The sequence below is a fragment of the Buttiauxella massiliensis genome (genome assembly GCF_902500225.1).
GTDB lineage: Bacteria > Pseudomonadota > Gammaproteobacteria > Enterobacterales > Enterobacteriaceae > Buttiauxella > Buttiauxella massiliensis.
Window position 1 is genome coordinate 97,283 of sequence record NZ_LR722648.1, and the last position, 20,729, is coordinate 118,011.

The 20,729-nt window shown below is 51.9% G+C and carries 20 protein-coding genes; 13 read left to right on the forward strand and 7 right to left on the reverse strand.

Annotated features, from left to right (window positions below; genetic code table 11):
• The 3 genes from efeO to putP all read right to left on the reverse strand — a co-directional run bounded on the left by efeO (position 1) and on the right by putP (position 3,659).
• Complete coding sequence (gene efeO / locus GC128_RS00495) at positions 1-1,125, reverse strand: iron uptake system protein EfeO (RefSeq protein ID WP_151992653.1); 1,125 nt, start codon at positions 1,123-1,125, stop codon at positions 1-3.
• Between the two features lie 32 nt (positions 1,126-1,157).
• Positions 1,158-1,991 (reverse strand): iron uptake transporter permease EfeU, encoded by an 834-nt coding sequence (gene efeU, locus GC128_RS00500; protein ID WP_151992654.1) that lies wholly within the window; start codon positions 1,989-1,991, stop codon positions 1,158-1,160.
• Positions 1,992-2,156: 165 nt separating this feature from the next.
• Positions 2,157-3,659, reverse strand: coding sequence for a sodium/proline symporter PutP (gene putP, locus GC128_RS00505; RefSeq protein WP_151992928.1), 1,503 nt, complete (start codon positions 3,657-3,659; stop codon positions 2,157-2,159).
• Between the two features lie 391 nt (positions 3,660-4,050).
• Between putP and putA the strand changes: the two genes are divergently transcribed.
• Positions 4,051-8,010, forward strand: a complete 3,960-nt coding sequence (gene putA, locus GC128_RS00510) for a trifunctional transcriptional regulator/proline dehydrogenase/L-glutamate gamma-semialdehyde dehydrogenase (RefSeq protein WP_151992655.1) — start codon at positions 4,051-4,053, stop codon at positions 8,008-8,010.
• A gap of 100 nt (positions 8,011-8,110) precedes the next feature.
• On the forward strand, positions 8,111-8,509 hold the full coding sequence (locus GC128_RS00515; RefSeq protein ID WP_151992656.1) for a lysozyme inhibitor LprI family protein: 399 nt from the start codon (positions 8,111-8,113) through the stop codon (positions 8,507-8,509).
• Here GC128_RS00515 and rutR read toward each other — a convergent pair.
• Positions 8,506-9,150, reverse strand: a complete 645-nt coding sequence (rutR, locus tag GC128_RS00520; protein ID WP_151992929.1) for an HTH-type transcriptional regulator RutR — start codon at positions 9,148-9,150, stop codon at positions 8,506-8,508. The genes GC128_RS00515 and rutR overlap by 4 nt on opposite strands.
• Positions 9,151-9,467: 317 nt before the next feature.
• Between rutR and rutA the strand changes: the two genes are divergently transcribed.
• From rutA to rutG, 7 genes are read left to right on the forward strand one after another with little or no spacing between them, the layout of a single operon-like run.
• Positions 9,468-10,559 (forward strand): pyrimidine utilization protein A, encoded by a 1,092-nt coding sequence (gene rutA / locus GC128_RS00525; protein WP_151992930.1) that lies wholly within the window; start codon positions 9,468-9,470, stop codon positions 10,557-10,559.
• Entirely contained in the window at positions 10,559-11,236 is a 678-nt protein-coding gene (gene rutB, locus GC128_RS00530; RefSeq protein WP_151992657.1) for a pyrimidine utilization protein B, read from the forward strand. The genes rutA and rutB overlap by 1 nt, the downstream gene beginning before the upstream one ends.
• Positions 11,237-11,271: 35 nt before the next feature.
• Positions 11,272-11,658 carry a pyrimidine utilization protein C gene (gene rutC, locus GC128_RS00535; RefSeq protein WP_151992658.1) on the forward strand — a complete coding sequence of 129 codons (387 nt, stop codon included), beginning with the start codon at positions 11,272-11,274 and terminating at the stop codon, positions 11,656-11,658.
• 3 nt (positions 11,659-11,661) lie between these two features.
• Positions 11,662-12,462, forward strand: coding sequence for a pyrimidine utilization protein D (rutD, locus tag GC128_RS00540; protein ID WP_151992659.1), 801 nt, complete (start codon positions 11,662-11,664; stop codon positions 12,460-12,462).
• Positions 12,459-13,049 carry a malonic semialdehyde reductase gene (locus GC128_RS00545; protein WP_151992660.1) on the forward strand — a complete coding sequence of 197 codons (591 nt, stop codon included), beginning with the start codon at positions 12,459-12,461 and terminating at the stop codon, positions 13,047-13,049. Before rutD ends, GC128_RS00545 begins: the two co-directional genes overlap by 4 nt.
• A 10-nt stretch (positions 13,050-13,059) precedes the next feature.
• On the forward strand, positions 13,060-13,548 hold the full coding sequence (gene rutF, locus GC128_RS00550) for an NADH-dependent FMN reductase RutF (protein WP_151992661.1): 489 nt from the start codon (positions 13,060-13,062) through the stop codon (positions 13,546-13,548).
• Between the two features lie 27 nt (positions 13,549-13,575).
• Positions 13,576-14,892, forward strand: coding sequence for a pyrimidine utilization transport protein G (gene rutG, locus GC128_RS00555; protein ID WP_151992662.1), 1,317 nt, complete (start codon positions 13,576-13,578; stop codon positions 14,890-14,892).
• A gap of 57 nt (positions 14,893-14,949) precedes the next feature.
• Here rutG and GC128_RS00560 read toward each other — a convergent pair whose 3' ends face one another.
• Entirely contained in the window at positions 14,950-15,858 is a 909-nt protein-coding gene (locus tag GC128_RS00560) for a DMT family transporter (RefSeq protein ID WP_151992663.1), read from the reverse strand.
• A gap of 122 nt (positions 15,859-15,980) precedes the next feature.
• Positions 15,981-16,157, reverse strand: coding sequence for a con-10 family general stress protein (locus tag GC128_RS00565; RefSeq protein WP_034456279.1), 177 nt, complete (start codon positions 16,155-16,157; stop codon positions 15,981-15,983).
• A 371-nt stretch (positions 16,158-16,528) separates the two neighbouring features.
• On the opposite strand from GC128_RS00565, the gene wrbA reads away from it, so the two are divergent.
• Positions 16,529-17,125 (forward strand): NAD(P)H:quinone oxidoreductase, encoded by a 597-nt coding sequence (gene wrbA, locus GC128_RS00570; RefSeq protein ID WP_151992664.1) that lies wholly within the window; start codon positions 16,529-16,531, stop codon positions 17,123-17,125.
• An 18-nt stretch (positions 17,126-17,143) separates the two neighbouring features.
• Positions 17,144-17,371, forward strand: a complete 228-nt coding sequence (locus tag GC128_RS00575) for a YccJ family protein (RefSeq protein ID WP_064517714.1) — start codon at positions 17,144-17,146, stop codon at positions 17,369-17,371.
• Positions 17,372-17,428: 57 nt separating this feature from the next.
• Here the strand turns inward: GC128_RS00575 and agp are convergent, their stop codons facing one another.
• Positions 17,429-18,670: a bifunctional glucose-1-phosphatase/inositol phosphatase gene (agp, locus tag GC128_RS00580; protein WP_151992665.1), complete on the reverse strand. Its 1,242-nt coding sequence runs from the start codon at positions 18,668-18,670 to the stop codon at positions 17,429-17,431.
• A 171-nt stretch (positions 18,671-18,841) separates the two neighbouring features.
• On the opposite strand from agp, the gene GC128_RS00585 reads away from it, so the two are divergent.
• Both GC128_RS00585 and GC128_RS00590 read left to right on the forward strand, forming a co-directional pair.
• A complete protein-coding gene (locus GC128_RS00585) occupies positions 18,842-19,291 on the forward strand; it encodes a winged helix-turn-helix transcriptional regulator (RefSeq protein WP_151992666.1) in 450 nt (149 codons plus the stop codon).
• Between the two features lie 210 nt (positions 19,292-19,501).
• On the forward strand, positions 19,502-20,296 hold the full coding sequence (locus GC128_RS00590; RefSeq protein ID WP_151992667.1) for an SDR family NAD(P)-dependent oxidoreductase: 795 nt from the start codon (positions 19,502-19,504) through the stop codon (positions 20,294-20,296).
• Positions 20,297-20,729: the final 433 nt, after the last annotated feature.

Sequence of the window (20,729 nt, forward strand, 5' to 3'; positions counted from 1 at the left end):
CTAGTCCAGACCCAGTACGCCACGCAGTTGTGACAAATCTTCTGCCAGCGCCGTTACCGGCCCTTTCAGCGCATTGCGGTCTGCATCGGTCAGTTTGTCATAAGTCTCGAAGCCGTCTTTAGTACGGTATTTAGCAAGAATGGTGTCCACTTTCTTGAAGTTGGCATCCACTTTTGCCAGCAATGGCGCGTTATCTTTAGTCAGCAACGGGCGCAGCAAGTTAACAATTTTCTGTGCACCATCAACGTTTGCCTGGAAGTCCCACAGGTCAGTGTGGCTGTAGCGATCTTCTTCACCACTGATTTTGCTGGCCGCCACTTCTTCAATCAGGCCCGCAGCACCGCCGACAACTTTGCTTGGTGGGAATGCCAGTTCAGAAATACGTGTTTGCAGATCCAGCACGTCGCTGTTGAGCTGATCGGCATATTTTTCCATGCCTTTAGTGGAGTTATCACCAAACAGCGCTTTTTCCAGACGGTGGAAACCAGTGAATTTTGGATCATTGGCTTTCTGCTCGTAATCATCTTCGCGGGCATCAATGCTGCCGTCGAGATCCGAGAACAGTTCAGCAATAGGTTCGATGCGCTCGTAATGCTGGCGTGTTGGCGCATACAGAGATTTAGCTTTTTCGATATCGCCAGCTTTCACTGCGTCAGTAAAGGCTTTTGTGCCTTTAACCAATTCTGCAACTTCGGCAGTCACATAAGCTTTGTATTCGGTGATTGGCCCGGCCAATGCCATCAGGTCATTTTTCGGTGCAGCCTGATCGCCCGCCGCTTTAACGATAAGCTTACCCTTAGGGTTGCTTAGCAGGCCGCAGGTCATGTCGTACTCGCCCGCTTGCAGGTTAGCCGTCATTTTCTGAGAGAAACCAGGTGCGATGTTCTCACGCTCTTCAACTACCATCACCCCTTTCAGGATTTCCCACTCAAGTGCTTTCTGGCTGTTGTTTTGAATGATGAACTGGGTTTTACCGGCGTTAACAGTAATGTTCATCGGTTCGCACTGTTTATCAGTCACAGTGACTTTTACCTGAGGAACATCAGCGGCCTGTACGGCAAATGCAGAAGATGCCAGCGCGAAAAGCGCGGCGTGCAAGGCTTTACGACGAAAGTGTGTAGTCATGGCCAATCCCTATCAAAATTAGTATGTTGTAACTAACGGATGTTATTTGTTGCCTGAACGCTCAAGCGAGGCGGCATAAAGAACAGCACCAGCACGGGGATCAGGTAGATAAAGTACATCGCCACTTCGCTGACGCTCGGCGCTTCCTGGTAACCGAAAATACCTTCGAGCAGCGTACCGGTCAGAGAATGAGTGGTAAGAACATTACTGAGGTCAAAAGCGATATCCTGGAAGTGATTCCAAAGTCCCGCTTCGTGGAAAGCACGTACTGCACCTGCTGCAAGCCCTGCGGCCACCAGCAGAATAAACAGGCTGGTCCATTTGAAGAACACGGCCAGGTTCAGACGAATACCGCCCCAGTAAAGTAAGAAACCAAGCACAATCGCGGTGCCCAGGCCAAGCATCGCACCGAGTGGTGGCATGATGCCCACGTCCTGCTGGAATGCTGCCAACAGAAAGAATACTGACTCCAGTCCTTCACGGGCGACAGCGAAGAACACCATAAAAATTAGCGCCCAACCGTGGTTGCCTCTGCTGTGCAGCGCTTCGTCAACTTTCTGCTCGAGTTGCCCTTTCACATTGCGCGACACTTTGCGCATCCAGAACACCATCCACGTAAGGATGAAGACCGCGATGACTGCCACGATGCCTTCAAATAACTCCTGCTCTTTTTGCGGGAATTCACCAGTGGTTTCGTTGATAAAGATACCCAGCGCCAGGCACAGTGCAGCTGCCGCCACAACGCCAATCCACATGACGCCAATCCATTGACCGCGTTGAGTACGCTTCAGATAACTGGCAATCAGGCTAACAATCAGCGCGGCTTCCAGGCCTTCGCGTAACATAATGAGAAACGGGACAAACATTACTGACACCCCAACTGTGAACTCAGGTCAAATGGCGTAAAGAAAAGTAAACCATAACGATTGTGATTATCATTACCGAAAAAATAAACACAAGCAGAGAATTTGTATATTTTTGTACAGCTGTAAAAAAGGCCGCGATAAGCGGCCTTCAAAGGGTGTTATGAATTACTCAGGTTGTAATTTGCTCGGCGGTGCGGAGTGATAAATTTCGTCCGCTTGTTCGAAGCGTTTTTGCATAGTCGCACTTGGCGCTTTGCCAAGCAGGCTTACCGCGACAATACCGATGCTGCCGAAGATGAAACCTGGGATGATTTCATACAGCCCCAACCAACCGAACTGTTTCCAGACGATAACAGTCAGCGCACCAATGATCATCCCTGCCAGCGCACCATTACGCGTCATGCGTGACCACATTACCGAGAACAGCACAACCGGGCCAAACGCGGCACCGAAACCTGCCCATGCGTAACTGACCAGGCCAAGTACACGGTTTTCAGGGTTAGCCGCCAGCGCGATGGCAATCAGAGCGACTAACAGCACCATAAAGCGCCCGACCCACACCAGCTCTTTTTGCCCCGCATCTTTACGGAAGAAGGCTTTATATAAGTCTTCAGTGATCGCACTGGAACAAACCAGCAACTGGCAGCTCAGAGTGGACATCACCGCCGCCAGAATGGCCGACAGCAAGATACCGGCAATCCATGGGTTGAACAGAAGCTGTGCCAGTTCAATGAACACACGCTCGCTATTCTGATTGACCGCACCCGCAAGCGCCGGGTTGTTGTTGAAATACGCGATACCAAAGAAGCCAACGGCACACGCCCCCGCCAGGCACAGAATCATCCACGTCATACTAATGCGACGTGCTTTAACGATTGTGTGATGTGAATCTGCCGCCATGAAGCGCGCAAGAATATGCGGCTGACCAAAGTAGCCCAGGCCCCAACCCATCAAAGAGATAATCGCGACGAAGTTCAGCCCTTTGAGCATATCGATATTTTCAATGCTCTTTTGCTTGATAACCGCCATCGAATCGTCAAATCCGCCAACCGCAATCACCACCATTACCGGTGTCAGGATCAGAGCAAAGATCATCAAACTCGCCTGTACGGTATCCGTCCAGCTTACTGCCAGGAACCCACCAACGAAGGTATAAATGATGGTTGCCGCAGCACCTGCCCAAAGTGCGGTTTCGTAGCTCATGCCAAAGGTGCTTTCGAACAGACGCGCACCGGCCACGATGCCAGATGCACAATAGATGGTGAAGAACAGCAGAATCACTAACGCGGAGATAATGCGCAGCACACGGCTTTTATCTTCAAAACGCCCGGTGAAATAATCTGGCAGCGTCAGCGCATTGTTGTTCACTTCTGTGTGAACACGCAGGCGCCCGGCGACCAGTTTCCAGTTGATATATGCGCCAACCGTCAGGCCGATGGCAATCCAGCTTTCCGAAATACCGGAAAGGAAGATGGCACCCGGCAACCCCATCAGTAGCCAGCCGCTCATGTCGGATGCGCCAGCTGATAATGCAGTAACCACACTACCCAGGCTGCGACCGCCCAGAATGTAGTCATCAAAGTTTTTCGTTGAACGCCAGGCGATAAACCCTATCAATATCATGCCAAAGATATAGATAAAGAAGGTCACCAGCATTGGTGTGCTCATGGTGGTCATGCAAGTTCTCCAAAATTTTTTTGCCATACCGGAACGCAGCATGGAGCTTTAATAGTTTCTTACCGCAAGCGTTTTAACACACTATTCACAATAAATTCACCGTACAAAAAATAGCTTTTTTCACCAGGTTGCACTCGCTCACGCTTTTCACGGTTGCACCCTTAGAAAGTGTTAACTCTGTCAGTTAATTCACCCTGTCTGCGAATAATTAGCCCGCTTGTTTTCTAATTCCAAATTTAACAATTCAATCTATTTCCCAGCTTGCTATCTGGCTCACATTTAACAAGGTTGCACAAAGTTGCAACATGATAGATATTGCCCGATAACTTTTATCAACCCTTCAATATTTACCCGAGTGATAACGGGTATGGGAGTTACTGGCATGGCCACCACCATGGGCGTAAAACTGGACGACGCTACCCGCGAGCGTATTAAAGACGCCGCTTCACGTATTGACCGCACACCACACTGGCTAATTAAACAGGCGATTTTTAATTATCTCGAACGCCTGGAAAATAACGATGAACTGCCAGAACTTCCGGCCATGCTGGCTGGTGCCGCGAATGAAAGCGAAGAAGCTGCCCCGCACATTGAAGAAACACACCAGCCGTTCCTTGATTTTGCAGAACAAATTCTTCCTCAGTCCGTAACTCGCGCAGCTATTACCGCAGCCTGGCGCCGCCCGGAAACCGATGCGGTGCCGATGATTCTGGAACAGGCGCGTTTGCCTCTGAATATTGCGGAACAAACTCACAAACTGGCGTACCAACTCGCTGAAAAGCTTCGTAATCAGAAGAGCGCATCAGGCCGGGCGGGCATGGTACAAGGTTTGCTGCAAGAATTCTCACTTTCCTCACAAGAAGGTGTGGCATTGATGTGTCTGGCCGAAGCATTACTGCGCATCCCGGACAAAGCCACGCGCGATGCGTTAATCCGCGACAAAATCAGCAACGGCAACTGGCACTCGCATATTGGCCGTAGCCCATCACTGTTTGTGAACGCTGCCACCTGGGGTTTGCTGTTTACCGGCAAACTGGTGTCCACCCACAATGAAGCGAGTCTGTCGACATCCCTGAACCGCATCATCGGGAAAAGCGGTGAGCCGTTAATACGCAAAGGTGTGGATATGGCGATGCGCCTGATGGGCGAGCAGTTTGTGACCGGCGAAACCATTTCCGAAGCATTAGCTAACGCTCGCAAACTGGAAGAGAAGGGTTTCCGCTACTCCTACGATATGTTGGGTGAAGCAGCACTTACTGAAGCCGATGCACAGGCTTATATGGTTTCTTATCAGCAAGCGATTCACGCGATTGGTAAAGCCTCTAACGGGCGTGGCATTTACGAAGGCCCTGGCATTTCCATCAAGCTTTCCGCACTGCACCCGCGCTATAGCCGCGCGCAGTACGATCGCGTAATGGAAGAGTTGTACCCGCGCCTGAAATTCCTGACGTTGCTGGCCCGCCAGTATGATGTCGGCATTAACATCGACGCCGAAGAGGCCGATCGCCTGGAGATCTCACTCGATCTGCTGGAAAAACTCTGCTTCGAACCTGAACTGGCGGGCTGGAACGGTATTGGTTTCGTGATTCAGGCGTACCAAAAACGCTGCCCGTTTGTGATTGATTACCTGGTCGATCTCGCCACCCGCAGCCGTCGCCGCCTAATGATTCGTCTGGTGAAAGGCGCGTACTGGGACAGCGAAATCAAACGCGCCCAAATGGATGGGCTGGAAGGCTACCCGGTTTATACCCGCAAGGTTTATACCGACATCTCTTATCTCGCCTGCGCGAAAAAACTGTTGGCAGTACCAAACCTGATTTACCCACAGTTTGCGACACACAACGCCCATACGCTGGCAGCAATCTACAATCTTGCCGGGCAGAACTACTATCCTGGCCAGTATGAGTTCCAGTGCCTGCACGGCATGGGTGAACCACTTTACGATCAAGTGGTGGGCAAAATTGCCGATGGCAAACTGAATCGACCTTGCCGTATTTATGCACCTGTTGGCACCCACGAAACGCTACTGGCGTACCTGGTGCGTCGTCTGTTAGAAAATGGCGCGAACACCTCGTTTGTTAACCGTATTGCCGACAACACCTTGCCGCTAGATGAGCTGGTTGCCGACCCGGTTACCGCCATTGAAGCTATCGCGGTTAAAGAAGGCCGACTCGGTCTACCCCATCCAAAAATCGCTATACCGAAAGAGCTATACGGAGTGAATCGCACCAACTCCAGCGGCCTGGATCTGGCGAACGAACACCGCCTCGCCTCTCTCTCCTCTGCCCTGCTTAATAGTGCGGCACAAAAATGGCAGGCGCTGCCGATTCTGGAGAATGCCGTCGCACCAGGCGATATGGTGGCAGTGAAAAACCCAGCGGAACCGACAGATGTCGTTGGTTATACGCGTGAAGCCACGCACGGAGAGGTTTCACAAGCACTCGTGAGTGCCGTTAACAATGCACCAATCTGGTTCGCCACCCCGCCACAAGAACGCGCCGCGATTCTTGAGCGAGCGGCCGTGATGATGGAAGGCCAGATGCAGAAGCTGATTGGCGTTCTGGTGCGTGAAGCCGGTAAAACCTTTAGCAACGCAATTGCCGAAGTGCGTGAAGCCGTAGATTTCCTGCACTACTACGCAGGCCAGGTACGCGATGATTTCGATAACGAAACCCACCGCCCGCTTGGCCCAGTCGTTTGCATCAGCCCATGGAACTTCCCTCTGGCTATCTTTACCGGGCAAATTGCTGCAGCCCTCGCCGCCGGTAACAGTGTGCTGGCAAAACCGGCTGAGCAAACCCCGCTGATTGCCGCCCTCGGTATCAATATTCTGCTGGAAGCCGGTGTGCCTGCGGGCGTGCTGCAACTTCTGCCAGGCCGTGGTGAAACCGTTGGCGCACAGTTAACAGGCGATGCCCGCGTACGTGGCGTGATGTTTACCGGTTCCACCGAAGTGGCTACTTTGCTGCAACGCAATATTGCCGACCGCCTTGATCCACAAGGTCGCCCGACGCCGCTGATTGCTGAAACCGGCGGTCTGAACGCGATGATCGTCGACTCCTCAGCGCTTACCGAACAAGTGGTGGTTGATGTGCTGGCTTCGGCCTTTGATAGCGCAGGCCAACGCTGTTCCGCACTGCGCGTACTGTGCATTCAGGAAGATGTCGCCGAGCACACGCTGCAAATGCTGCGTGGTGCAATGGCGGAATGCCGCATGGGCAACCCAGGCCGCTTAACCACGGACATCGGCCCGGTTATCGACGCCGAAGCAAAAGAGAATATCGAGAAGCATATTCAAACGCTGCGCAGTAAAGGCCGCAAAGTATTCCAGGCGGCTCGTGAAAACAGCGTGGATGCGAAAGAGTGGCAGAGCGGTACTTTCGTCGCGCCTACGTTAATTGAGCTGGAAAGCTTCGATGAGATGCAAAAAGAGGTGTTTGGCCCGGTATTGCACGTGGTGCGTTACAACCGCAGCAACCTGGAAACGCTGATTAACCAAATCAACGCCGCAGGTTATGGCCTGACGCTTGGTGTACATACGCGTATTGACGAGACCATTGCTCAGGTGACCGGTTCTGCGCATGTCGGCAATATGTACGTTAACCGCAATATGGTCGGTGCAGTCGTCGGTGTGCAGCCATTTGGTGGCGAAGGTTTATCGGGCACCGGTCCAAAAGCCGGTGGCCCACTGTATCTGTATCGCCTGCTGGCAAACCGCCCGGACAACGCGCTGCAAACTACCTTTAACCGCCAGGATGCTGAGCTACCGGTGGATTCCACGCTTAAAGCCAGCCTTCAGGAAACTCATCAAGCGTTCGCACAGTGGGCGGTAAAAAAAGGCGAATTGCCTGCTATCTGCGCACGCTTCGCGCAACTGGCGCAAAGCGGCACGCTGCGCCAGTTGCCGGGGCCAACCGGTGAGCGCAACACTTACGCATTAATGCCGCGTGAGCGCGTGCTGTGTATCGCAGATAACGAGCAAGACGCGCTGGTGCAACTGGCAGCGGTAACCAGCGTGGGCAGTCGTGCGCTATGGGCTGAGGACACACTGCATCGCGAACTGGCGAAAGCGCTACCGGATTTGGTACAGAAGCATATCGACTTCGCGAAAGAAGATACGTTGCTGAACCAGCCGTTTGATGCGGTGATTTACCACGGTGATTCCGACCAGTTACGCGCATTGTGTGAAAAGGTAGCGGCGCGGGATGGGGCCATTGTTTCGGTGCAAGGCTTCGCACGCGGCGAAACTAACCTGTTGCTGGAGCGTTTATACGTTGAACGCTCACTGAGCGTGAACACGGCAGCAGCAGGTGGTAACGCCAGTTTGATGACAATCGGCTAAGGTTTCACTAAGCTTTCGGGAACAATTTGCAAGGTCTTGTAGGGTGGATAAGCGAAAGCGTCTTCCACCCTACCAAGGCCCTTTTCTTCGAGGATTGATGATGAAACGCTTTTGTTTACTGATGACGGGCCTGTTGCTAAGCGCAAACGTTCTGGCCGATAGTTGCGACTCGGCAACTTCACAAGCAGGGCTTAACGAGTGCGCCGGTAACGAATATAAAAAGCAGGATGATTTACTTAATCAGGCTTACAAAGAGGCGATAAAACTCGCCACGGATACCCAGAAAACCCAGCTCAAAGCGGCGCAAAATGCGTGGATTGCTTTTCGCGACGCCGACTGTGCATTCTTAACCTCTGGTGCTGACGGCGCATCAGTCGCACCGATGGTTCACGCGCAATGTATGACGGATAAAACCCGCGAACGCACTGAACTGCTGAAAAGCACGCTCCAGTGCGAAGAAGGCGATGTGAGCTGTGTCTTCCATTCAAGCGCGAATTAACGCACTCGAATACCTTCAATAATCATCCGCTGCACGTTTTCCACCGTGCGGCGGAAAAATACTTCATCGTTTAAATTGCTACCTGCCACTGCTTCAACCTGGCTTGCGAAATCAGCATAGTGTTGTGTGGTGGCCCACAGCATAAAGATCAGATGATGCGGATCGACCGCCGCCAACTTCCCGTTCTCAACCCAACCGGCAATAATCGCCGATTTCTCATCAACCAGCGCTTTCAAATCGCCAGTCAATTCCTCTTTCAGCAATGGTGCACCTTGCAGCATCTCAAGGCAGAACAGACGCGAGGCTTGCGGGTAATCTCGAGAAACTTCCAGTTTTAACCGGATGTATTCGCCTATCGCCACCAGCGGCTGCAAATCCTCGCGAAACGCACGCAAAGGGGCAAGCCAGATATCAAGGATCTGCTTAAGCACTGCAATATAGAGCGCTTCTTTGGAAGGGTAATAATAGAGAAGGTTTGTTTTTGACACTTCCGCACGCTCAGCTACCTGTTCGATGCTGGTGCCGTGAATGCCAAATTGGGAAAAGAACTCAAGTCCTGCCGCCAGAATAGCCTGCTTTTTCGCCGCTACCGCTTTTGAACGCCGTCCGGTTTCTTTCGTTGCTGCCGCACCTTGTGCCATGCGCCCTCTCATCGTTCTGTTTTGCCCGACAGCATAGCAAAGACCACGCCAGAAGTGCGCGTTGTATGCACCCTGAACGCGCACGAACGCCTGTTTTTTGTGCACCAGTTTTGACCAAACAGTCTGGTTTTAACACACCAAAAATAGAAGCCAATAATCAACATAATGATAACAAAAGCATTTTCCAACCTGGCATCAGGTTTGCAAAGACTGAAATGACAAATCAATACCCATTAGCATTCGAGTGGCAGCAAGGCGGCAAACGCCGCTGCGGCTTGAAGGATGATGGGTATACCACCTGTGATGAGAGGTCTGCGATGAAAATTGGCGTATTCATTCCTATCGGCAACAACGGCTGGTTAATTTCTACTACCGCGCCGCAGTACATGCCCACGTTTGAGCTGAACAAAGCGATTGTGCAAAAAGCGGAATACTACGATTTCGACTTTGCCCTTTCGATGATCAAACTGCGTGGCTTTGGCGGAAAAACTGAATTCTGGGATCACAACCTTGAGTCGTTCAGCCTGATGGCAGGCCTTGCGGCAGTGACCTCCAAAATTCAGATCTACGCCACTGCCGCCACGCTGACCTTGCCGCCCGCCATTGTGGCTCGAATGGCATCAACCATTGACTCCATCGCGCCGGGCCGTTTTGGCGTCAATCTGGTGACCGGTTGGCAAAAACCTGAATACGAGCAAATGGGGATCTGGCCAGGGGACGAATATTTCGCACGCCGGTATGACTACCTTTCGGAATATGCCACCGTGCTGCGCGATTTGTGGGGAACCGGGCAAAGTGACTTAAAAGGCGAGTTCTTCACCATGAACGACTGCCGTTTAAGCCCGCGCCCTGCTCAACCGGTAAAAATGATTTGCGCCGGGCAAAGCGACGCGGGGATGGCGTTCTCCGCCGAATATGCCGACTACAACTTCTGCTTTGGCAAAGGTGTGAATACGCCAACTGCTTTTGCCCCTACCGCCGCGCGCATGATGAAAGCGGCTGAGAAAACCGGGCGCGATGTCGGCTCTTACGTGCTGTTTATGATCATCGCCGATGAAACCGACGAAGCCGCTCGCGCGAAATGGGAGCACTACAAAGCCGGGGCCGACGAAGAAGCATTGGCGTGGCTCACCGAGCAAAGCCAGAAAGACACCCGTTCGGGCACTAACACTAACGTACGGCAAATGGCTGACCCAACCTCAGCGGTGAATATCAATATGGGCACCCTGGTTGGCTCTTATGCCACGGTCGCCCGCCTGTTGGATGAAGTGGCTACCGTGCCGGGCGCTGAAGGAGTACTGCTAACCTTTGATGATTTCCTGAGTGGCATTGAAGCCTTCGGCGAAAAAATCCAACCGCTGATGCAATCACGCGCGCACCTTTGCCCATCAACCCGCGAGGTGGCGTAATGAAAAACATCACCCTTGATGCACGCCCGGAAGCCATTACATTCGCACCTGAACGGACGGCACTGATTGTCGTGGATATGCAAAACGCTTATGCAAGCAAAGGTGGCTATCTCGATCTTGCCGGGTTCGATGTTTCGGCAACTAAGCCGGTTATCGAAAACATCAAAACTGCTGTTGCCGCCGCTCGTGAAGCGGGGATGTTGATTGTCTGGTTCCAGAACGGTTGGGATAGCGATTACGTCGAAGCGGGTGGCCCGGGCTCGCCTAACTTCCATAAGTCCAATGCATTAAAAACCATGCGTACACAGCCGGAATTACAGGGAACGCTGCTGGCAAAAGGCGGCTGGGACTACCAGCTGGTGGACGAACTGGTACCACAGGCAGGTGACATCGTTCTGCCCAAGCCTCGTTACAGCGGTTTCTTTAACACGCAGCTCGACAGCATCTTGCGTTCGCGCAGTATTCGCCACCTGGTATTCACTGGTATCGCCACAAACGTCTGCGTGGAATCGACGCTGCGCGACGGGTTTTTCCTTGAATATTTTGGCGTGGTGCTTGCCGATGCCACCCATCAGGCCGGGCCTACTTTTGCGCAGCAGGCCGCATTATTCAATATCGAAACCTTCTTTGGTTGGGTAAGCGACGTCGGCACATTTTGCCAGGCGTTGCAGCCGTAATCTTTCGCCCGCATTGCCTGATAAGGAATAAACCCATGCCGAAATCCGTAATCATTCCGCCAGGAACCACAACGCCTATTGCCCCATTTGTACCCGGCACGCTCGCCGATGGCGTGGTGTATGTCTCTGGCACGCTACCGTTCGATAAACAAAATAATGTGGTGTACGTCGGTGATGCCAAAGCCCAGACGCGCCATGTACTGGAAACCATTAAGTCGGTGATTGAAACCGCAGGTGGCACCATGGATGACGTTACCTTTAATCAAATTTTTATTACCGACTGGACGAACTACGCCGCAATAAACGAAGTGTATGCCGAGTTTTTCCCAGGTGATAAGCCTGCACGGTTCTGCATTCAGTGTGGTCTGGTGAAACCGGATGCGTTGGTCGAAATCGCAAGCATCGCGCACATCGGGAAATAGCTTATGCAGATTGAGCTGACTCAAGCGCCCTTCCCCAACGCCCCGGTCTTGCTGCTAATAGCCGGGCTCGGTGGCATGGGCAGTTACTGGCTGCCACAACGTGCGGCACTGGCTGAACACTACCAACTGGTGGTTTATGACCAGCGCGGCATCGGTGTGAATAAAGAGCCGTTACCCAATGATTATTGCCTCGCGGATATGGCACATGAAATCCACACCGCCATGCTGCAACAGGGCATCGTGCATTACAGCGTGCTTGGACATGCACTGGGTGGTCTGGTCGCGATGCAGCTGGCGTTGGATTACCCCGCAGCCATCGACAAGCTGGCGATAATCAACGGCTGGTTGCAGCTCAATGCCCATACCCGGCGCTGCTTTTCGGTTCGCGAAACGCTGCTGCACGATAGCGGCCCTGCGGCTTATTTGCAGGCTCAACCGCTGTTTCTTTACCCGGCAGACTGGATGGCCGCCAACCAGCCGCGCCTTGAAGCCGAAGAAGCGATGCATAACGCGCACTTTCAGGGGCAAGAAAATCTTACTCGCCGCTTGAATGCGCTGAAGGCCGCTGACTTTTACGCCACAGCCGCCCGCATTCACCAGCCGGTGCTGCTGATTTGTTCCCGTGACGATCTGCTGGTGCCGTGGAATTGTTCTGAAGAATTGTACCATGCACTACCGGACAGCCTGCTGGAAATCATGCCTTGGGGCGGACACGCCTGTAACGTCACCGCGGCCAGTGATTTTAACCAGCGACTACTGAGTTTGCTGGCAACCGAACCTGCTTATCACAAGGAAATTGTATGAGTCATGCTATTACGTCCGAAGCAATGGAAACCTTGTTCACGGGTGCGCATACCCATAGCGCGTGGCTGGATAAACCAGTGAGTGATGAACAAATTGCTGAGATTTATAACCTGCTGCGCCTGGGCCCAACATCAGCCAACTGTTCACCTGCCCGCTTTTTGTTTGTGCGAAGTACTGAAGCGAAAGCGCGCCTGAAACCCACACTTTCTGCGGGCAATATCGAGAAAACTATGACCGCCCCGGTTACCGCGATTGTGGCGTGGGACCCGGCATTCTTTGAGCAACTGCCGAAACTGTTCCCTTACGCCGATGCCCGTGCGTGGTTTACCTCAAGCCCGGAACTGGCGCAGGAGACCGCATTTCGCAATAGCTCGATGCAGGCGGCTTACCTGATTTCTGCCTGCCGGGCACTCGGTTTAGATACCGGGCCAATGTCCGGTTTTGAGCGTGAAAAAGTGGATGCCGAGTTTTTTGCCACAAGCGGCTGGAGAAGTAATTTGCTGGTTAATATTGGCTACGGTGACCCGGCGAAAACCCATTCACGCTTGCCACGTTTAGCGTTTGAAGAGGCATGTGTTCTCGCCTGAGGAGTTAAAGATGATCGAAAAACAAGACTTTCGCGATGCGATGTCATGCCTTGGCGCGGCGGTGAATATTGTCACCACCGATGGCCCCGCCGGACGTGCTGGGTTTACCGCCTCGGCGGTATGTAGCGTAACGGATGAGCCACCAACATTGCTGGTTTGCCTGAATCGTAGCGCTTCCGTGTGGCCGATTTTTAGCCGCAATCAGGCGCTGTGTGTCAACACGCTTGCGGCCGGGCATGAAGATCTTTCGAATTTATTTGGTGGGAAGACGGCGATGAGCGAACGCTTTTCAGCTGGCCGCTGGCGGCACGGTGTAACCGGCTGCCCGCAACTGGAAGGCGCACTCGTATCGTTCGACTGCCGCATTGGCCAGGTCGTCAGTGTAGGTACGCATGACATTTTATTTTGTGAATTAGTCGCCCTTGAACGTAACGACGATACCCATGGCCTGGTGTGGTTTGACCGTGGCTACCATCAACTGATGCGGCCTGCCTGTTAGCCGACACGATATCTGCTGGAGATGAATATGGCGAATACCTGGTTTCCACAATGGCGTAAAAAAACTGCGGTAGAAGGTGGTGTGGTGGCTCCGGACGAAACGTTGCCGCTGGGCCAGACGCTGGTGATGGGGGTGCAACATGCGGTAGCGATGTTTGGTGCCACGGTGCTGATGCCGCTACTGATGGGGCTTGACCCGAATCTGTCGATATTGATGTCGGGTATTGGGACATTGTTATTCTTTATCGTGACTGGCGGACGGGTGCCGAGTTATTTAGGCTCAAGTGCTGCGTTTGTTGGTGTGGTGATAGCCGTTACTGGTTTTAACGGGCAAGGGCTGAATCCACATTTGAGCGTAGCGCTCGGCGGAATTATCGCCTGCGGTTTGGTATATACGCTGATTGGTTTTGTGGTGATGAAAGCCGGAACAGCCTGGATTGAGCGTTTAATGCCACCGGTCGTGACCGGTGCGGTGGTGATGGCGATCGGCCTTAACCTCGCGCCAATCGCGGTGCGCGGCGTTTCAGCCAGCAGTTTTGATAGCTGGATGGCAGTCATGACGGTGTTGTGTATCGGGCTGGTCGCGGTGTTTACCCGCGGCATGATTCAACGCTTACTGATTCTAATTGGCCTGATCCTCGCCTGCGCCATTTATGCGGTTCTGGCGAATGGGTTTGACTTCGGCAAACCGGTCGATTTCGCACTGCTAAGCTCAGCCACCTGGTTTGGCATTCCGCAAATCACCTCCCCGACATTTAACGCGCAGGCGATGATGTTGATCGCCCCCGTTGCGGTGATTCTGGTGGCTGAAAACCTTGGGCACCTGAAAGCCGTCGCCGGGATGACGGGAAAAAACATGGACCCGTATATTGGCAAAGCCTTTGTTGGCGATGGACTTGCAACGATGCTTTCGGGTTCCGTTGGCGGCAGCGGTGTCACGACCTATGCCGAGAATATCGGCGTGATGGCAGTAACCAAAGTCTATTCAACGTTGGTATTTGTGGCGGCATCCGGGATTGCGATGCTTTTGGGGTTTTCACCTAAATTTGGCGCCTTGATTCATACCATTCCTGCCCCGGTTATCGGCGGGGCCTCTATTGTGGTATTTGGTTTGATTGCCGTGGCAGGCGCACGCATTTGGGTGCAACACAATGTTGATTTAAGCCAGAACGGTAACCTGATTATGGTGGCGGTAACCCTGGTTTTAGGCGCTGGGGATTTCGCCTTAACACTGGGTGGCTTCACGCTTGGCGGCATTGGCACGGCAACGTTCGGCGCGATTATATTGAACGCTATTCTGAGCCGACGCCCGGTTGTTATAGGCCAAAGTACAGTCATTCCGTAGGCCGGATAAGCGAAGCGTCATCCGGCACAATTGCTGGAGTGGGTGGATGGCGCTATCTTACAAAGCTGATAATGATGTTTCTTTCTTCTTACGTTTAAGCTTCAGCTCACTTACCAGAACACCCAATACAATTAACGCGCCGCCAAGCAGAGCTAAAACGGGTAAGCGCTCCCCTGCTATACGCCCAAAAATTCCCGCCCATACTGGCTCACCGGTGTAAATCACCGTGGCACGGGTTGGTGAAACGCTGCGTTGTGCCCAGTTCATCGTCACCTGAATAATGGCGCTGAAAATACCTAGCCCTAATGCAATCACCAGCAAACCCGGGGTAAACGATGGCACTCTTTCCCCGGCGGGGATCATGGTGGCAAACGCCACAATCGAGGCAGTAGCAAGCTGAACAATGGTGACACGCTTAATATCCACTTTGCCCGCCCAGGCGCTGATGAGGATAATTTCTGCGGCAATCGCAAGAGCGCTTATCAGCGTGATAATTTCGCCCGCACCGAGCGTGAGTGAGGTATTTTCCGGCCCGGCAAGGAAGACCAAGCCAATAAATGCCAGCACCACACCCCCCCAGGACATCACACCCGGCATTTTGCCGAGACAAATCCATTGCAGCACTGGCACCAGCGGGACATACATCGCCGTGATAAACGCCGATTTACTGCTGGGAATGGTTTGCAAACCCCATGTTTGCATGCTGTAACCGATGGCAATAGAAACCCCGATAAACACGCCAGCCTTCACTTCAAGCCAGGTCAGGCCACGCAGCGATTTTATCGACAGCAACCCAACGGCTAACGCAGCCGTCGCAAAACGTAAACCAACAAAAAAGAATGGCCCGCTCATGGTCATCGCATATTGCACGGCGAGGAACGTTCCGCCCCAGAACATGGTGATGAGGATCAGAATCGCTTCTTGAGGTTTGACGGATAGTTGATAACGACGAAGTAAGGCAGACATGACATAACCTGGACGAGATAAGCAAGCCGGATAGTTTGCGATGAGGTGCTGAGCCATGCAATGGGAGAGGCAAAATAAAACCGCCGGTGAAAACCGGCGGTTGGGGTTAGTCTGGCGAGTGACTACTTACTACTGCCTTTGCCGTGACTATTTTTGCCCCCTTTTTGGCCTGCTTCTGAGGCGCGCTGCGGGTCATTCTTGAAATTCCCGCCACTATGCTGGCCACCTTTACGACCTGCTTCTGATGCTCTTTCACGGTCTTCAGCGAAATTACCTGAACCACCACGATGGTTTGCCATTTCTAACCTCCGGATTGGTGAAATAGTTAAGTCATCATATTGCATTCAGTCAAAGAAGATTCTTTCACCGCGCAGCTTAAGTACCGCTACGTGGAACTAAGCTTAGTGCAGTCAGGGCAATTGACCAGTTAACCGTAATATCTTGCAACATGTAATCGCCAAAACGGGTGATTTTTTTGCCGCTTAATCCATAAGACTTTCTTATTTTTAATGAAATAGTCACCTAATGAAAATGTGACGTAATTTTACGGAAATAGGCCCCCCTCTTGTGCAGAATCAAGGAAACGGCGCTCTAAGTTGCACTCTGAGCCACAGCACATATCTTTAGAGGAGTGCAGCAAATCGCTGCGTCACAGTAGGAGTGAAGCGAAATGGCTAAAGTTCTGGTGCTTTATTACTCAATGTACGGACACATCGAAACCATGGCACACGCTGTGGCAGAGGGTGCACAGAAAGTAGATGGCGTGGAAGTGACGGTGAAGCGAGTCCCGGAAACCATGTCAGGTGAAGCTTTCTTAAAAGCCGGGGGTAAGACGCAAAATACCCCGCAAGCCACACCGCAAGAGCTTGCCGATTATGACGCTATTATTTTTGGCACTCCCACTCGCTTTGGCAATATGGCAGGCCAGATGCGCACATTCCTCGACCAAACTGGCGGCTTATGGGCATCGGGCGCTTTGCACGGCAAGCTTGCCAGCGTGTTTAGTTCGACAGGCACCGGCGGCGGACAGGAACACACTATCTCATCAACCTGGACAACTCTTGCTCACCACGGGATGGTCATTGTTCCCATCGGCTATGCTGCGCAAGAATTGTTTGATGTCTCTCAGGTTCGTGGCGGGACGCCGTATGGTGCAACAACCATTGCCGGAGCTGATGGTTCGCGTCAGCCAAGCCAGGAAGAGCTTTCCATTGCTCGCTATCAAGGTGAACACGTAGCGGGCCTTGCCGTTAAACTAAATGGTTAAATAATTCTGGAGGAGTACATGCAGAATCAACAATCAAAAGTTCATCACGTAGGTGAATGGGCGAGTTTACGTAACACCTCTCCTGAAATCGCTGAGGCTATTTTTGAAGTGGCTAAATACGACGAAAAAATGGCGGAGAAAATTTGGGAAGATGGCAACGACGAGGTACTGGCGTTGGCATTTGAGAAAACAGATAAAGATTCGCTATTTTGGGGCGAACAGACGATAGAACGCAGAAACGTTTAGTCTGCACCGACCTCCCCCGCATCACGCGGGGGAGACAGTAACTTCCCTACAACTTCCCTACTTCACGCTCTGCGCCAATACTTGCGTAAATTTATCCCACGGACAAAAACCATTCGCATCAGTTGGACAACCATTAAGCTGGAGCGTAACCCGCTGCGGTGGCTGTTGTAGACTTAGCACATCGGCTTTACGTAGTTGTTCCGCGCTTTGATAAACGTATTCCACCTTCATCAATTCACGATTGTTATTCGCATCATGCCAGCGCTGGAACATAATTTTCCCGCCAATTGGCGTGCGTTCATACTGTTCAGGCAACTGATAAGGTTTGAAATCCAATGCCGTCAAAAGCGATGCAATATTGGAGTCATGCCCCACCAGCAAAGTGATTTTTGGCCCTTTGTTATTACTTCCCGCCAGCGCTTTCTGAATATATTTAATCAGCGGAGCTGCCACATTCTGAGCAACCTGCGGCGAGGTGAATAACGTGTCCTGATAGCCATTTTTCAACTGCGATAATACTTTCCACTGCTGATCCGTTTTGATTTGCCCCCAGGCAACTTGATCCAGTGGGAACCCTTCGTAATATTGCAATGTGAACGCATCTACCAGCGAGTTCCCCACTTTTAGTGGGCCACTGACTCCCGGCTCCTCTGTGGCATTAGCAGTGAATTTATCTTTTTCAGCCGTGAGATCGCATTGCTGCTTTTCTTTACAGCTCGGCGAGTCTTTAAAAGCAACTATCTGCTCAAGCAGCTGATAGCTGTCACCCAGTTTGTACTGCTCGCGCTGGGTTTCCATCGCCTTCACAGCTGCTTGTTGAAACTCTGGTGAACCATTGGTGATCACCGGATTAAACGTTGGGTCCATCGTGCCCATTTTCTCCTGGTGATGGACAGGCACATCACAACCAGGGAACGCTCCAGTGATAAAGAACTGCGCGGTGGCAACGGTGCGTTGCAAACTGTTCGCGTAGGCATAAATGCTTTGTGGCGTTGGGCATTCACCGCTTGTCACCAACCCCTGCTCCGCAAACCATTCACGTAAATAATGGCCCATATACACTTCCAACACGCCACCTTTGGTGGTGAGTTGGCCGCCTGGCACGTCCCACTCGGGCCATGATTGCGCAGTCGACTGTTCCAGTACGCTGCCATTATTGGCAAGAGGCGCGCGCAGATTATGACGACTCATTAGTAAAACCTGTTGAAGCTGGTAACCCTGTGGTGCTGTTTCGGCTTGAGCCAACGCAGGAGCGAAGTAAGCCATTGCCAGTAATGCCGCGATCGTTTTTTTATTCATCTCTTCATCCTCAAGATGTTATTGCACAAAAGTGCCGCATTCAGTTTGGCAGAAAAAACTGACACCGCCTTCAGGGCCGCTCGCAAAACCGAGCAATGAATGAAAACTACTCAATCCCGGCAGGAGGTTTTATAATAAAACTAATAACGGCCCTAAGCCTGTGGAGGATTAATGAAACGCAAAAGTATGGAAGGTAGCGTCTGCCCGGTTGCCCGTTCACTGGATATCATCGGTGACTGGTGGTCATTGCTTATCGTGCGCGATGCTTTAAACGGCCTGACACGTTTTGGTGAGTTCCAGAAAAACCTCGGCATCGCCAAAAACATGCTTACTCAGCGACTCAAGCAACTGGTGGAACAAGGTATTTTGACCGTGCGTCCTGCCACCGACGGCAGCGCCTGGAATGAGTATGTGTTGACCGAAAAAGGACGAGCATTGCAAACAGTGCTGGTTGCCCTCGCCCAATGGGGAGGTGATTACTTGTTTGATAGCCATGAAAAATGCAGCGTACTTGTTGATGACGAGCACCATCAGCCGCTGCGTAAACTCCAACTACAAGCGCAGGATGGCCGCACGCTTGCGCCTGATGAGGTGATAGCACAGCACCCTGAGTTAGTTTAAAAACGAGATATCTGCGGCGACTAGTGCAACGACATCCACTATTCGCAGATTCCCTTTTATTATCAATCCGTTAACCAACCAGTAAGCGTTCATCTCAATGCAGAAATAAAAAAATGCAGGCAATATGGTTGCATTATAAAACCAACAAGCCTAACTTTAATTTGGTTTCATTATGAAACCACAAATCAACTTCCACGACGAGGCTTTACCATGACCACTTCCCCTTCTGTTGCAGTCATCACGGGCGCATCTTCAGGTATTGGCGCGATATATGCAAAGCGCTTTGCCGCTCGCGGTTTCGACCTGTTATTAGTTGCACGCCGTGAAGAGCGTTTACGTGAGCTGGCGAGTAAGCTTGAAGCCCTGCATGGCATCTCCGTCCAGATACTACCGGCCGATCTGGCTGCAGAAAGCGGTATTCAGGTGGTAGAAGAGGCGCTGCGCAGTAATGAGCGAATCAGTGTGCTGGTCAATAATGCCGGAACCGCGCACCTTGCTCCTTTCACCGCGGGCAGCGCTGAGTTACACCAGACGGACATAATGCTCAATATCACCGCGCTGACTCGTCTAAGCCTCGCCGTCCTCGGCCGTTTCCAGGCGCAAAATAGCGGCACCATTATCAACATCGCTTCGGTCGTCTCACTCCACGCCATCGCGGGGAGCGCCGTGTATAGCGGCACCAAAGGCTATGTGCTGAATTTCACACGTGGTTTGCAGCAAGAGATTGCGGGCAGTAATGTGCGCATTCAGGCGGTATTGCCTGCGGTCACCGCAACGGAAATCTGGGAGGTATCAGGTGTATCAATGGATCATTTAGCCCCGGATTCCATTATGACCGCTGAAAATATGGTTGATGCCGCACTGGCGGGATTGGATCAAGGTGAGGAGGTGACGGTGCCACCACTGCACGATCTGGCATTGTGGGAAGCCTACGAATCAGCGCGACTGGCGATTTTCGATGCTTCCCGAACAGGAATTCCTGCTCCGCGATATCAGAAACAATAAGTGTAAAGCGCGGGATTCGTCCCGCTTTTCTGAAAGCCTACATTTTATTGAAAAGATGGTAAAAGCCGAACCTGATTAAGTTTCTCGCGATTGAGACGAATATTTTCTGTTCATATTTCCCTGCATTCTAAATACCTCAAAAATCACCAGGGCCAGACCTCAGTATTCCTTCCAGATATTGGCGAAAGCGCAATCCACCTGCTACAAATTGTAGTGTCAAAATAGAATTGGCTATAACAAATATTGTTCACAATACATACGCTCCAGTAATGGCACACCATGTAAGTGGTTACAATAAAATACATCATCTCTGATGGTATTTGATTAGCGTTGTTTATCAATCCGCAGGCTCGAAGTACTGACGCTATTACATTCTCATGCGGCGGATAAACATTAATCATTAAGACGGAGATAATAATGAAGCAAAAGGCAT

Excerpts from the sequence above, each read along its gene's own strand:
- efeO (WP_151992653.1), bottom strand. The coding sequence starts at position 1,125 with ATGACTACACACTTTCGTCGTAAAGCCTTGCACGCCGCGCTTTTCGCG.
- efeU (WP_151992654.1), bottom strand. The coding sequence starts at position 1,991 with ATGTTTGTCCCGTTTCTCATTATGTTACGCGAAGGCCTGGAAGCCGCG.
- putP (WP_151992928.1), bottom strand. The coding sequence starts at position 3,659 with ATGAGCACACCAATGCTGGTGACCTTCTTTATCTATATCTTTGGCATG.
- putA (WP_151992655.1), top strand. The coding sequence starts at position 4,051 with ATGGCCACCACCATGGGCGTAAAACTGGACGACGCTACCCGCGAGCGT.
- GC128_RS00515 (WP_151992656.1), top strand. The coding sequence starts at position 8,111 with ATGAAACGCTTTTGTTTACTGATGACGGGCCTGTTGCTAAGCGCAAAC.
- rutR (WP_151992929.1), bottom strand. The coding sequence starts at position 9,150 with ATGGCACAAGGTGCGGCAGCAACGAAAGAAACCGGACGGCGTTCAAAA.
- rutA (WP_151992930.1), top strand. The coding sequence starts at position 9,468 with ATGAAAATTGGCGTATTCATTCCTATCGGCAACAACGGCTGGTTAATT.
- rutB (WP_151992657.1), top strand. The coding sequence starts at position 10,559 with ATGAAAAACATCACCCTTGATGCACGCCCGGAAGCCATTACATTCGCA.
- rutC (WP_151992658.1), top strand. The coding sequence starts at position 11,272 with ATGCCGAAATCCGTAATCATTCCGCCAGGAACCACAACGCCTATTGCC.
- rutD (WP_151992659.1), top strand. The coding sequence starts at position 11,662 with ATGCAGATTGAGCTGACTCAAGCGCCCTTCCCCAACGCCCCGGTCTTG.
- GC128_RS00545 (WP_151992660.1), top strand. The coding sequence starts at position 12,459 with ATGAGTCATGCTATTACGTCCGAAGCAATGGAAACCTTGTTCACGGGT.
- rutF (WP_151992661.1), top strand. The coding sequence starts at position 13,060 with ATGATCGAAAAACAAGACTTTCGCGATGCGATGTCATGCCTTGGCGCG.
- rutG (WP_151992662.1), top strand. The coding sequence starts at position 13,576 with ATGGCGAATACCTGGTTTCCACAATGGCGTAAAAAAACTGCGGTAGAA.
- GC128_RS00560 (WP_151992663.1), bottom strand. The coding sequence starts at position 15,858 with ATGTCTGCCTTACTTCGTCGTTATCAACTATCCGTCAAACCTCAAGAA.
- GC128_RS00565 (WP_034456279.1), bottom strand. The coding sequence starts at position 16,157 with ATGGCAAACCATCGTGGTGGTTCAGGTAATTTCGCTGAAGACCGTGAA.
- wrbA (WP_151992664.1), top strand. The coding sequence starts at position 16,529 with ATGGCTAAAGTTCTGGTGCTTTATTACTCAATGTACGGACACATCGAA.
- GC128_RS00575 (WP_064517714.1), top strand. The coding sequence starts at position 17,144 with ATGCAGAATCAACAATCAAAAGTTCATCACGTAGGTGAATGGGCGAGT.
- agp (WP_151992665.1), bottom strand. The coding sequence starts at position 18,670 with ATGAATAAAAAAACGATCGCGGCATTACTGGCAATGGCTTACTTCGCT.
- GC128_RS00585 (WP_151992666.1), top strand. The coding sequence starts at position 18,842 with ATGAAACGCAAAAGTATGGAAGGTAGCGTCTGCCCGGTTGCCCGTTCA.
- GC128_RS00590 (WP_151992667.1), top strand. The coding sequence starts at position 19,502 with ATGACCACTTCCCCTTCTGTTGCAGTCATCACGGGCGCATCTTCAGGT.